Source organism: Allobosea sp. 05L423, assembly GCF_056397745.1.
In genome coordinates this window covers 102,512-114,682 of record NZ_JBFTOA010000004.1, presented here as the reverse complement: position 1 = coordinate 114,682, position 12,171 = coordinate 102,512, and the positions used below count along the sequence as shown (strand labels likewise).

Below are 12,171 nucleotides of genomic sequence, written 5' to 3'. Positions count from 1 at the left end.
CCGTGGCGCAGGACGACAATCGACGCCCGCTGGCGAGCCGCGATTCCGGCTGGGCCCGGTCCATCGCCCGCCTGCTGAGCGCCGCGGCCGTGACGCCGAACCAGATTTCGATGGCGAGCATGGTGATGGCGGCCTTCGCCGGCATCGCCTTCTGGCAGGCGGGCGCGGTGGATGCCTGGCCCCGCGCCGCCATGCTCTTGGCGGCCGCCCTGTTCTGTCAGCTCAGATTGCTCTGCAACCTGTTCGACGGAATGGTGGCCATCGAAGGCGGCAAGCAGGAGCCCGATGGGCCGTTCTGGAACGAATTCCCGGATCGCGTTGCCGATATCCTCATTCTCGTCGGCGCCGGTTACGGGGCTGGCGTGCCGGCCTTGGGCTGGGCGGCTGCCGGTTTTGCCGTGCTGACCGCGTATACGCGCGAACTTGGCCGGGCCTGCGGGCTGCCGGCCGATTTCTCAGGCCCGATGGCCAAGCAGCACCGCATGGCGACGATCACTGCGGCAGCCCTGCTGTCACTGCTGGAACCGCTTTGGCGCGGCCACGACGAGGTACTGACGATCGCTCTCTGGCTCATCGCCGCCGGGGCCGCCGTAACCACCCTCAGGCGGGCTAGGAATATCGCACGAGGTTTGCGCGCGCGCTGAGTGCTCGCAAACCTCGGCGCAGGAGCGGAAAAGCTTTCGGGCGGCCCGAACGGATGAACATGCAGTCGCATGCACCTGGGGCCTTGGCGGTGGCGCGCTCACGCGACGCCCATGTCGGCTGGCGCGGGCCTCCCGAGAATCCCGCTCAGGACCTGCGGGATAAGTCCGCCGGATTTCAGCAGGGTGACCTCGAGCGACGTTTCGATTGCGGCGCGCAAAGTGAGCTGGACGGGTTTTCCGTGAGAGCGGAGGATCGTCAGCGGGACCGCGCAACGGGGCGTCAAATGGTCCGGGCAGAGGTCGATCGCGAACAGGTCGTCTGAGCGAATATCAAGCACGTCGGGATGGATGCCCTTCGGAAGCAGAAGCGGCAAAATCCCCATTCCAATCAGGTTCGTCCGGTGGATCCGCTCTATACTCGATGCAATGACGGCGCGAACGCCGAGCAGCGCCACCGCCTTTGCCGCCCAGTCCCGCGAGGAACCCATCCCGTACCGTTCGCCCGCAACAAGGACGAGGGGCGTCTTCTCCCGGGCATAGCGTTCGGCGGCCTCGATCAAAGGCACGATGTCCCCAGAAGGTTCGTGACGCGTGACGCCTGCTGGCACCTCTGTCGGCACCAGCCGATTGACGGCCTGCCGGTTCGTGAAGGCGCCGCGGATCATCACCTCGTAGTTGCCTCGCCTCGAGGCGAAGACGTTGAGGTCCGCAGGGGCGCCGCCTTGCGCGATGATGTGCCGGCCGGCGGCACTGTCCGGGCGGATCTGATTGGCAGGCGAGATGTGGTCGGTGGTGACGTCGTCGCCCAGGACGATCAGGGGCCTGGCATGCCCTTCTGTCGGAGGCAGCCCGCAAGTCCGGACGAACGGAGGCCTTCTCAGATAGGTGGAGGCCGGATCCCATGGAAATTGCGGTCCAGCCGGCGCATCCAGATCGACCCAAAGCGGGCGAGTGGCCGCCTCGTGATAGGCTGCATCGAAGTCCGCGACGTCCCAACCGGAGGCCACGGCAGCGTCGATTTCGGCACCTGTCGGCCAGATCTCGTGCAGCATCACCGGCCGACCATCGGCCTCAAAACCAACCGGTTCCCGCGTGATGTCGATGTTGACCGTGCCGGCGAGCGCGAAGGCGATGACAAGCGGAGGCGAAGCCAGAAATCCGTTTTCGAGATCGGGGTGGACGCGACCCGGGAAATTGCGGTTGCCGGAAAGGACCGCCACGGGCCGGAATCCTGGCCTGCCGAGCTCGCTTCGCACGACATCGAGCAAAGCTCCCGAGTTGCCGATGCAGGTCGTGCAACCGTAGCCGACGATGCCGAACCCCAGTCCCTCCAGATCGTCCAGCAGACCGGCACGACGCAGGAAGCATTCAGCGGTCGGTGACCCCGGCGCCAGGGAGGTTTTGACGTAACCGGGCGGCTTCAATCCGCGGGCGCGGGCCTTCCGGGCCAAGACGCCGGCGGCGGCGAGCAGACTGGCGTCCGATGTGTTCGTGCAACTGGTGATGGCTGCGATCACGACAGCCCCGTCCGGTATAGTAACGTCGCCCGCAGTCGACAAAGGTGGCTTGAAGGCGGAGCGAGTGCCGCCGGCAGGCAGCCTGTCCTGCGGGCGACGCGGACCTGCCACGCTTGCTTCGATGGCGTCGAGGTCGACTGTGATCGTTCTTGTGAAGCGCGGTTCAGCGTCGGGATCAAACCAGAGATCGCAGGCCTTCGCATAGGCCTCGACCAGGCTGCAGTCCCGGGGCGGCCGACCTATCCGCGCGAGATACGCCAGAACCCTCTCATCGATGGGGAAATAGCCGGTCGACGCCCCGTATTCCGGCGCCATATTGGCGATCGCAGCGCGCTCTCCAACCGAAAGCGTCGAGACGCCCCAACCGAAGAACTCGACAAAATCGCCTGTGACCCCGATGGCGCGCAGCGCGCGGGTCACCTCGAGTGCGAGGTCAGTGGCCAGCACGCCATCCCGCAGTCGCCCGACGAGTTTCACGCCGATCACATCAGGGATGCGCAGGACGACCGGGACGCCAAAGAGAGCCCCCTCGGCCTCCAGGCCGCCGACGCCCCAACCGAGCACGCCGAGACCATTGACGGTGGGTGTGTGGCTATCGGTTCCCAGCAGAACGTCCGGGAAGGCACGGCATTCGCCCTGGTGCATCTCGCTGGCGACGACCTTGGACAGTCGTTCAAGATTGATCGTGTGCATGATGCCCGATCCCGGGGGGTGAACCCGGATGCCTGGCATGGTCGAAGCCGCCCACTTCATCAGGCGATAGCGCTCGGCGTTGCGCGCAAATTCCTTCTCGAGATTCCGCTGGAATGCATCGGCGCGGCCGAAGAAGTCGACGCCGGATGAATGGTCTGTGGAGACATCGACAGGAATGCGCGGCGTCAGGAGATCCGGGTCGCGCCCGCTTTCGGCGAGGACGTCACGCATCGCGGCAATATCGACCAGCGCCGGGCCGCAGGTCGTATCGTGCATCATGATCCGGTTTGGCAGGAACGGGATTTCGACAAGACTGCTGCCGCCTGCGAGCCACTCCCGAAGCGCCCGCGGAAGATGCGCGGTCTCCTCTGCGGGAGCCGACCGCATCGCATTCTCGAGCAAAATGCGCAGGACATGCGGCAATCGCCGAAAATCCGCCCCGAGGAGCGATGCAACGTCGAGGCGGCGGAACGTCTCGCCCGCCGCCTCCAAGGACTTCCATTCGGCTTTCTGTCTCAACTGCACGTTCTCGATCGGGCTTGAAGCCCGCCTTGTTCAAGATGTCGGCTCGAGGGGGGACCCGGCCGTCACCAGCTTCTGCATGGCGGCGCCGGCCAGGCTTGCCCTTGAGCGATGTTGTTCAGCCACCCAGCAGGCGCCGAAGTTTTCTGACGGCGGCATCCGGCGACGAGAGAACCGGCCGTGACGTCAGCGCCCGGCAGGCCGCGCCTGCACGCGACGTCGAAAAATGAGCGAGCAGGATCGCGTCCCGCTCGCCGAGTTCGGCCACGCCTTCGGAAACGCGCTGATTATGCGTTTCGGCGTCGCCGGCCCTGAGCGCCTCGATGGCACCGGAGGCCAGGTACAAGGTCAGCCGGGCACTCGGCCTGAGCCGCTTTGCTTCTTCTGCAAACTCCTGCTCCATCATGGCGACGGCCGGACCGAAGGTCGCGACCATCCCGATGTTTTCGCCATAGCCGAGGGCCTCCTCGAACATCGCCGCATTCGGCTTCAGGACTGGAACCGGCAGGATGCGAGCCGCCTCCTCGATGGCCGGCCCGAAGGCCGAGCAGGTGAAGAGGATCGCGCTTGCGCCGGTCGAGAGGCCGTACCGAGCCAGCGCCGCAATGCGGCGCGACAAGGCCTCGGTGAGCTCCCCAGCGGCGGCCCGATCCAAGGCCAGGCCATCGTCCAGGACACCGATCGTATCGGCCTCAGGCCAGATATGCCGAAACGACTGGGCGATCGGATCGACGGCCACCGGCGTCGCGTGGACGAGCGCAATGCGGATGCGGTCGGACATTGGTCCACCCTCAGGGATTGTACAGCCAGGTCGCCGAAGCCGGGATCCGGCAGTGCGCGACTGCCGCGCTCAGCGGCTCGTGACCTTGTGCGCGCAGACGCAGATCCCCCCGCTTCAGCCGGTACTCCCATTTCTCTCCGAGATAGATGCAGCCCTCGACATCGAACGGCGCGCTGCCGGAGCTCGCCTCCGGCGAAACCGAGATCGCCTCCATCCGGATGACGGCACGCACGGCGTTCGGGTCCGCGGGAGCCTCCCTGTCCTTCCAGACACCCGGCAGGGACAGGCCAGCGCAGGCGATTGCATCGGCTTGCCCTGACGCCCTTACAAGCTGACCGCTCAAGACGTTGTTCGTGCCCATGAAGTCGGCGGCGTAGAACGTCTCCGGCTTGCTGTAGATGTCGAGCGGGGTTCCCGACTGGACGATGCCGCCGCCCTTCAGCAGCAGGACCTGGTCAGCGATGGCCAGGGCTTCGGCCTGGTCATGCGTGACCATGATGGCACAGATCTTCAGATCGAGGATCAACTTGCGGATCCAAAACCTTGCTTCCTCACGCAGTTTTGCGTCGAGATTCGAGAGAGGCTCGTCGAGGAGCAGGACCTTCGGTTCGTAGACCAGGGCGCGGCAGATCGCGACGCGCTGCTGCTGACCGCCCGACAACTGGTCGGGATAGCGTGCCGCAAGATGCGCAAGGCCGAGCTTCTCCAGGATGGCTTCGACCTTGGCCTTGATTTCGCTCGCACCGACATTCCGGAGCTTCAGGCCATAGGCAACGTTCTCGAAAACGGTTCTGTGCGGCCAGAGCGCATAGGACTGGAAGACGAGACCGATCTGCCTCTGCTCGGGCGGCAGCGCGACACCGGCCTTGTCGTCGAGAACGCTGGTGCCACCGATCTTGATGACACCGATCTCGGGCTGCTCCAGGCCGGCGATGCAACGCAGCAGCGTGGTCTTGCCGCTGCCCGAGGCGCCGAGCAACGCGACGATCCTGCCCTTCTCTGCAGTGAAGCTCGCCCCGGACAGGATCTGCAGGCCGCCCAGCCATTTCTGGACGTTGTCGACGACGAGGTCAGTCATGGATCTTGGCTCCCAGCCGCAGGGCCAGCGTCAAGCCGACCGCAGTCAGCAGGATTGAGATGAAGGAGAGCGCGGCGATCTGGTCCATCGCGCCCGACGTCAACAGCGACACCATCAGCGAGCCGATCACTTCGGTTCCGGCGCTCATCAGATAGACGCCGGTGGCATACTCGCGCAGGAAGACGATCATGATCATCGCCCACGCGCCGGCCAGTCCCGGGCGAACCAGCGGGATCACCACGTCCCGCCAGGTGTGGAAGGTCGTGGCACCGGCGGTGCGCGCCGATTCCTCGAGCTCCGGCGCCACCTGCAGCAACGTCGCCTGGATGATGCGAAGGCCATAGGACAGCCCGACGATGACGTAGGCGATCAACAGGCTGAACAGCGTCGTCCGCAGCGGCACCAGGAAAGGCACGAACAGGAACAGCCAGAAGAAGGCGAGACCGACGATCAAGCCCGGCAGCGCCCGCGGGATGAGGACGGAGTAATCCAGGAGCGTGCCGGTCCGGCCGTGATTGCGGTGCCCCGCAAGACCGACCAGCAGGTAGAACGCGACCGCGAGCGCACCGCCGACGGCTGCCAGCAGGACCGTATTGACGATACCGCGGGACAGGCTCTGGATCTCGAAGACCGCGCGGAAATTGGCGAGCGTCCATTGCTCGGAGAGCCGGACGCCCTCGCCCCAGTTCTCGACGAAGGCGCGCAGCACGACCCCGCCCACCGGCAGGACCACCGAAACCAGCAGCCACAGCCCGATGATCGAGAGCGCGATCAGTTGCCCCGCGCCGCCGAGCTTGAGGAGATTGGTGCGCGCCCCCTTCCCGCCCACGGCCGCGAAGCGGCGGGCATGGCGCAGGAGCCGGCGCTGGATGAAGACCAGCGGCAGGGTGATAAGGATGAGGAAGACCGTCACGGCCGCCATGACCTGATAGGTCGGCGCGCCGAAGATCGTATTGACCTTGTAGATGTAGGTCGTGAGCACCAGGATGCCATTTGGGTCTCCAAGCACCAGGGGGATGCCGAAGGTCTCGAAACCCAGCAGAAGATTGAGCGCCGCGCTGAAGACCAGTGCCGGGAGCACCATCGGCAGCGTGACGTCGAGAGACACACGCCAGATGCTGGCCCCCGCCGTTCTGGCAGCCTCTTCCAGGTCGCTGGGCAGGCGGCGCATCGCTGAAGCGACGTAGAGATAGACGGTCGGGACGTGGCTGAGGCCGCCGATCAGGATGATGCCGGGGAGCGTGTAGATGCTCCAGGGAGCTGATCCGAAGATGTTCCGGAACGCGATCGTGACGAAGCCGGACGGCCCGACGGCTACCGTGTAGCCGAAGGCGAGCACGATCGAGGACAGGAACATCGGAACCAGGACGAGCGGCTCAAGCCAGCCCCGCCCCTTGAGATCGGTGCGCGTGATCAGGAAGGCCAAAAGCCCTCCCAGCGGCACGGCGACGACGATCATGCCGATGGCGTAGAGGGTCGTCGTCCAGAGAGCCCGATAGAATTCGGGGTCTGTCAGAATGAACTGATAGGCTTCCAGGCTGGGTCGAGCCGCCTCGTCAAAGAACGGAGCGCTGAGAAAGCTCTGGTAGATGATGAGAGCGGCCGGCGCCGCGACCATCGCGAACAGGGCCAGGATAACCGTGGCCCTGAAGCGGGGTGCTTGAGCTGCGAGTGACATTGGATCCCTCGGAGGACTGACGGCTCAGCCGCGCAGCGCCTCTTTCCAGCGGCGGAAGAAATCCGTGCGGTTCTTCGGCTCGGTTGCCTCGAGGAGCGCGGCCGTGACCGGGATCGGCTTGAGGTTACCCTTGGCCATCTCGGTCAGCTTGGTCAGGTTCAGACCGCTGGTGACGTCGGTTCGGATCGAGGGCGCACCCACCGACGCCAGCGCCGACTGACCCGTGGCACCTATCAGGAAGTCAAAGAAGACCCTGGCCGCGTTGGGGTGCGGGGCGCCCTTGGAGATATTGGCAACGCGCGAAAACGCTGCGGTGTGGTCCGAGGTCAGGATGTAGCCGAGCGCCGGATTCTTCGCCGCCCACTCGATGGCGTAGGAGCCGATGACGTTGAACGCGAGCCAATGCTCTCCGGACACGATTTTTTCGCGCATCGCACCGGAACTGCCGTAGGTCTTGCCCTCGGTTGCTCCGAACGCGCGAACGAGGTCGAACGTATCCGGCATGTTGCGGGCATCGTTGCTGAAGAACAGGAAACCCGTCCCGYTCTTTTCCGGATCGAACGTTGCGAGCTTGCCCTTCAACGCATCCTTGTTGTCACGCATGAACGCCAGCAGTTCCGGCCTGGTCTGCGGCAGCTTGAACTGGGCGAGCTGAGCCTTGTTGTAAAGGATTCCGACCGGCTCGACCGTGGTGCCGTAGAGGGTGTCGTTGAAATTGGCCCAGCTCGGCAGATGGCTGGCTTCGGGCGACTTGTAGGCCTCGGCAAGCCCCTTCTGGACAAGCACCATCTGGAGGTCCATCGCCGAGGTCCAGACGATATCCGAGCCGACCTGCTTGGCAGCCGCTTCGGAAATGATGCGGTTGTAAGCGCCGTTGGTGCCGAGATCGTTGTAATCGACGCGAATGCCGGGAAAGGCCTTCTGGAAAGCCTCGACGATCGGGCGCCCTTGCACGTCGTCGGTCGAGGTGTAGATCGAAACGACACCTTCGGCGCGCGCCTTTTCGATGACCGCCTTGTAGTCGGCCGGATAGCCGGCGGGCAGTTCCTGGGCACGGGACGGCGAACCACAGCCGAGCGCCCCAAGGCCCGCAGCCGACGCGAGCACGAATTGCCGACGATCCATCATTGCTACCCTCCCGTTGCTTTTCATTGTGGGGAGGAGCCTATCTTCGCAGATTGGCTTTATCAAGATATAAAACCATTTTCCTTTTGACGCGCATTTTGGCGCCTCGAAGGCCCCTCGCGCCTCGCCGGGAAACGGAGCTAGGCGGCGCGGTCGGCGTCGCCCGATTTCGGATGCACGACCGGTGACTTGGAAGCCAATGCGCCGCTGAGATGCCGGCGCATCAAATGGGCCGCCTCCAGATTATCTCCCTTGGCAAGGAGATCGAGGATCTGGAGGTGTTCGGTGCTCTGAACAGCAATGCGCTGCGGATTCACTTTCAGGCGGTATTCCGCCAGGCGCCGGAGCTGGTTCGCCCGCTCCAAAGCATGGAAAAACATCGGATTGCCCGACATTTTGATGATGCCCTCGTGGAACTCGGCACCGGCAGCGGTCATGGCCGCGGGAGCCAGCCCCTCGAGATTGCCTGAAGCGAGGCGCTCCTGGGTTCGACGGAGCGACGCCGCCATGGCCTTGTCGAAACGGAAGCTTGGCTCGAGTAGCGCTGCCGGCTCGATCACCGCCCGGAAGCGATAGATTTCCTCGAACGCCTCGGCGGTTTTGGCGACCTGGCGCAGCTTCCAGCCATATCCCGGCTTCGGTTCCGCCCAGCCTTCGCGAGCGGCACGGGACAGAAGATCCTGAGCCTGCGAGCGCGTGAGATTGTATCGCTCCCGGACGGCCTGCTCGGTCTGTTCCGCGCCGATCCGGTCTTTCAGCCAGTCTTCCGCCAGCTGGTAATAGGGATCGCTCTCCGCAGGACCGAATGGTTCCAGCGCGCCCTCCCCGCCCTTGCGGCGCTCCGTCGCGAGCACGAAGAATCCGCGATTACGCCGATTCTCGATAACCCCCTGATCGCAAAGGAGAGCAAGCGCCTCGCGAACAGGCGAACGCGAAACCTCGAAGCGCTTGGCGAGCGCTTCGGTCGCGAGGTGCGAACCTGTTCCAAACTCTCCCATCCCAATGCGCGCGATGATGTCGTTGGCGATGCGAAGAGCGAGAGGGCTATTGGGCATGACGGGCGCCGATTGAACTCCATGAGTGATCGCAGGTCGCGTGGGCGATGGCAATCACCCCAGGCCACCTTGACCCATTATTGGTTTTATTACATTTAATAGCCAATTCAAAGACCGTGACGGTGCCCGAGGAAAGCCAAAATGAAAATTCTCGTCCTGCCCTGCGACGGCATCGGCCCGGAGATTGTCTCCGCCTCGATGGCTGTCCTCGAAGTCGCGAGCGACCGCTTCGGTCTCGGCCTCCAGTTCGAATACGACGATGTCGGCTTCAAGAGCCTCGAGAAGCACGGCACCACGCTGCGCGAAAGCGTGCTTGATCGGGCGCGGTCGGATTTCGATGGCGTGATCCTCGGCACCCAGTCGCACGCCGACTACCCGGCGCCCGAGAAAGGCGGACGCAACGTTTCCGCCGGCTTCCGCATAGGCCTCGATCTCTACGCCAATGTGCGCCCGGCCCGCACGCGCCCCTTCATCGAGTCCAACATGAAGCCCGGGAAGACGATGGATCTCGTCATCATGCGCGAGGCCACCGAGGGGTTTTATCCGGATCGCAACATGCATCTCGGCTGGGCGGAGTTGATGCCCTCGCCGGACATGGCGATCTCGCTGCGCAAGATCACGGCTCACTGTTCGAACCGCATTGCGCGGCGCGCCTTCGAGCTCGCCTCCAAGCGCCGCAAGAAGGTGACGGCCGTCCACAAGGTGAACAGCTTCCATCAGACCGACGGCCTTTTTCTGCGTGAAGTGCGCAAGGTCGCCGCGGAGTTCCCGGATGTGAAGCTCGATGACCTCCTGATCGATGCCTCGACGGCGCATCTGGTTCGGAGCCCCGAGCGGTTCGACGTCATCTGCGCAACAAACTTCTATGGCGACATCATCTCGGATCTGGCCAGCGAGCTGTCCGGCAGCCTGGGTCTTGCCGGCTCGATGATGGCCAGCGACACGCATTGCTGCGCCCAGGCCCAGCATGGTTCCGCCCCGGATATCCAGAACCAGGACAAGGCGAACCCGGTTTCGATGATCCTGTCTTGCGGCATGCTCCTGCAGTGGTTAGGCGAAAAGCGCAAGCTGCCGGCTTTCGAGCAGGCGTTCCATGCCATCGACAAGGCCATCGACACCGTGCTGACCGATCCCGCCTCACGCACTCCCGATCTTGGCGGCAAGGCCGGCACGACGCGCTTCGGCGAACTCGTCGCCGAAACCCTGCGGACGGCCTGACGATGGGCGAAGAGGCAAAGCTCATCAGCCAGATCGTCGGCGCTCCGCCGGATGCGGTTCGCCACGTGCTATCGCGTCATGGCGTGCTGCGAGCCGGCATCAACCTGTCGAACTTTCTGCTTGTTTCGAGCCAGACAGCCGATGGCGGCCCGGCCGGCGTCTCACCCGACATGGCGGCCACCTTGGCGGCCTGCCTGAGCCTGCCGCTGAAATACATTCCCTATGAATCGCCCGGCAAACTCGCAGATGCGGCTGAGCGAGACGAGTGGGACGTGGCGCTGCTTGGGGCCGAACCCCAGCGCGCCGCCGTTATCGACTTCACCCCGGCCTATGCCGAGATCGAGGCGACCTATCTGGTTCCTCCGGGATCGTCTCTGCAATCCCTGGCAGAGGTGGACATGAGGGGGCGGCGCATCGCGGTTGCCGCCCGCACGGCGTATGGCCTGTGGCTCGAACGGAACGTCCGCGAGGCCGAACTCGTGACGGGGCTCAATTTCGACGAAGCTTATCAGCATTTCGTCGACGGCAAGCTCGATGCTCTGGCAGGCCTGAGGCCGAAGCTGATCGAGGACGAAAAGAAGCTACCGGGTTCGCGGATTCTTCCCGGCCGCTTCATGGCCGTCCAGCAGGCGCTCGGCACGCCCAAGGCGTCCGGCGTCGCGCTCGATTATCTTCGCAGCTTCGTCTCGGCGGCCATCCAAACGGGACTCGTTGGTCAGTTGATCGCCAGGCACGGCGTGGTCGGGCTCTCGGTCGCCTGGACCAACACCGACAGCTGAAGCGACGAAAGGCCGGATGAACCCGGCAAAATCGGGCTCCTTCCGACAGGTGGATTTCTTCGCCCTCGCGCTCGCCACCCTCGAAGGCTTGGCGCGGGCGGTGGTTTCCGGGAAGGATCTCCGAAGCGCTGTTTACGCGGCTGACGGGCTCGACCAGATTGCGAAGCTCCTGATCCTCAGCTCCGGCCGCAGCGACAAGTTTCGTGGCGAGACCGAAGTCGAGGAACTCAAGTGCGTCTTCGGGGGCTGAGCGCGATGTCTCTCACGATCGGTATGGTGGCCCATGACAGCAAGAAGCCGGATCTCGCTGCCTGGGCCGTGCAGCACGCAAACTTGATCGCGCATCATACCGTCATCGCGACGGCGACGACGGGTGGCGTGCTGAAATCCTCGCTTCCCGATCTCAATATCCGCCTGGTCAAAAGCGGCCCGCTTGGCGGCGATCAGCGGGTTGGCGCGATGATTGCGCAAGGCGAATTGGACGTGCTTCTGTTCTTTCCCGATCCCCTCGCCGCCCAGCCTCACGACGTCGACGTCAAGGCACTGCTGAGACTGGTCCTCGTATACGACATCCCCGCAGCCTTCAGTCCCAGCACTGCGAGCGCCCTCGCCCGATCAGGCCTTTTCGATCGATAGACACGGCGCGATGCGACGCTGGCGGCCCCGCCAAGGGCCGCCACGTCTCAAAAGAGGGTCCGCGGCTGGAGACAGGCCCCTGGCAATAGGCGCCGGCCCCAGTCCGGTCAGTAGGTCTGGCCGAGGTACTCCGCGATGGCCTTGGCGTCCTTCTCGTCGATCGGGGCCTTGTAGACCTTGATCATCTTCTGGACCTCGGCATCCCAGAAGGCCTGCCCCTTCCTGCTCGGCTGGTAGTTGATGTAGTCGACCGAGTGACAGGCCGTGCAATTGTTCTTGGCGGCCTCGAAGCCCGGCTCGGAGCCGGGCTTGAGCGTGGCCGTCTCGTCCGGGAGCTTATAGGTCTTCGGAGCGGCGAGCGCGGTTCCGGCAAGGGCAAACGCCAGGATGAATACGGCGCCGAACGTGCGGGGGCGGCAAGTGGTCATCGTCATGACAATCTCCC

12 protein-coding genes are annotated in these 12,171 nt (G+C 64.4%); 5 read left to right on the top strand and 7 right to left on the bottom strand.

The genetic code is table 11. The annotated features are described in order from the left end of the window. Nucleotides 1-2 precede the first annotated feature (2 nt). Nucleotides 3-644: a CDP-alcohol phosphatidyltransferase family protein gene (locus tag AC1DNE_RS13100; RefSeq protein ID WP_441470254.1), complete on the top strand. Its 642-nt coding sequence runs from the start codon at nucleotides 3-5 to the stop codon at nucleotides 642-644. 98 nt (nucleotides 645-742) lie between these two features. Here AC1DNE_RS13100 and acnA read toward each other — a convergent pair whose 3' ends face one another. The 6 genes from acnA to AC1DNE_RS13070 all read right to left on the bottom strand — a co-directional run bounded on the left by acnA (nucleotide 743) and on the right by AC1DNE_RS13070 (nucleotide 9,147). Continuing rightward, nucleotides 743-3,346 carry an aconitate hydratase AcnA gene (acnA, locus tag AC1DNE_RS13095; RefSeq protein ID WP_476766040.1) on the bottom strand — a complete coding sequence of 868 codons (2,604 nt, stop codon included), beginning with the start codon at nucleotides 3,344-3,346 and terminating at the stop codon, nucleotides 743-745. Nucleotides 3,347-3,494: 148 nt separating this feature from the next. Next, entirely contained in the window at nucleotides 3,495-4,157 is a 663-nt protein-coding gene (locus tag AC1DNE_RS13090; protein ID WP_441470256.1) for an aspartate/glutamate racemase family protein, read from the bottom strand. Nucleotides 4,158-4,167: 10 nt separating this feature from the next. After that, on the bottom strand, nucleotides 4,168-5,235 hold the full coding sequence (locus AC1DNE_RS13085; protein ID WP_441470257.1) for an ABC transporter ATP-binding protein: 1,068 nt from the start codon (nucleotides 5,233-5,235) through the stop codon (nucleotides 4,168-4,170). Beyond that, the gene (locus AC1DNE_RS13080) at nucleotides 5,228-6,913 is read right to left on the bottom strand and encodes an ABC transporter permease (RefSeq protein WP_441470258.1); all 1,686 of its coding nucleotides are present in this window, start codon (nucleotides 6,911-6,913) and stop codon (nucleotides 5,228-5,230) included. Before AC1DNE_RS13080 ends, AC1DNE_RS13085 begins: the two co-directional genes overlap by 8 nt. Before the next feature lie 24 nt (nucleotides 6,914-6,937). Then, nucleotides 6,938-8,038: an ABC transporter substrate-binding protein gene (locus tag AC1DNE_RS13075; protein ID WP_476841085.1), complete on the bottom strand. Its 1,101-nt coding sequence runs from the start codon at nucleotides 8,036-8,038 to the stop codon at nucleotides 6,938-6,940. 140 nt (nucleotides 8,039-8,178) lie between these two features. Further along, nucleotides 8,179-9,147: a GntR family transcriptional regulator gene (locus tag AC1DNE_RS13070; RefSeq protein WP_441470260.1), complete on the bottom strand. Its 969-nt coding sequence runs from the start codon at nucleotides 9,145-9,147 to the stop codon at nucleotides 8,179-8,181. 87 nt (nucleotides 9,148-9,234) lie between these two features. Here AC1DNE_RS13070 and AC1DNE_RS13065 point away from each other — a divergent pair, with 87 nt between their 5' ends. The 4 genes from AC1DNE_RS13065 to AC1DNE_RS13050 are packed head-to-tail and all read left to right on the top strand — an operon-like array spanning nucleotide 9,235 to nucleotide 11,726. Next, entirely contained in the window at nucleotides 9,235-10,311 is a 1,077-nt protein-coding gene (locus AC1DNE_RS13065) for an isocitrate/isopropylmalate dehydrogenase family protein (RefSeq protein WP_441470261.1), read from the top strand. Between the two features lie 2 nt (nucleotides 10,312-10,313). Then, nucleotides 10,314-11,090: a transporter substrate-binding domain-containing protein gene (locus AC1DNE_RS13060; protein WP_441470262.1), complete on the top strand. Its 777-nt coding sequence runs from the start codon at nucleotides 10,314-10,316 to the stop codon at nucleotides 11,088-11,090. 16 nt (nucleotides 11,091-11,106) lie between these two features. Then, on the top strand, nucleotides 11,107-11,340 hold the full coding sequence (locus tag AC1DNE_RS13055; RefSeq protein WP_476766038.1) for a hypothetical protein: 234 nt from the start codon (nucleotides 11,107-11,109) through the stop codon (nucleotides 11,338-11,340). Nucleotides 11,341-11,345: 5 nt separating this feature from the next. Continuing rightward, nucleotides 11,346-11,726 carry a methylglyoxal synthase gene (locus AC1DNE_RS13050; RefSeq protein WP_441470264.1) on the top strand — a complete coding sequence of 127 codons (381 nt, stop codon included), beginning with the start codon at nucleotides 11,346-11,348 and terminating at the stop codon, nucleotides 11,724-11,726. A 107-nt stretch (nucleotides 11,727-11,833) separates the two neighbouring features. On the opposite strand, the gene sorB is transcribed toward AC1DNE_RS13050, so the two are convergent. Continuing rightward, entirely contained in the window at nucleotides 11,834-12,154 is a 321-nt protein-coding gene (gene sorB, locus AC1DNE_RS13045; RefSeq protein ID WP_441470413.1) for a SorB family sulfite dehydrogenase c-type cytochrome subunit, read from the bottom strand. Nucleotides 12,155-12,171 lie beyond the last annotated feature (17 nt).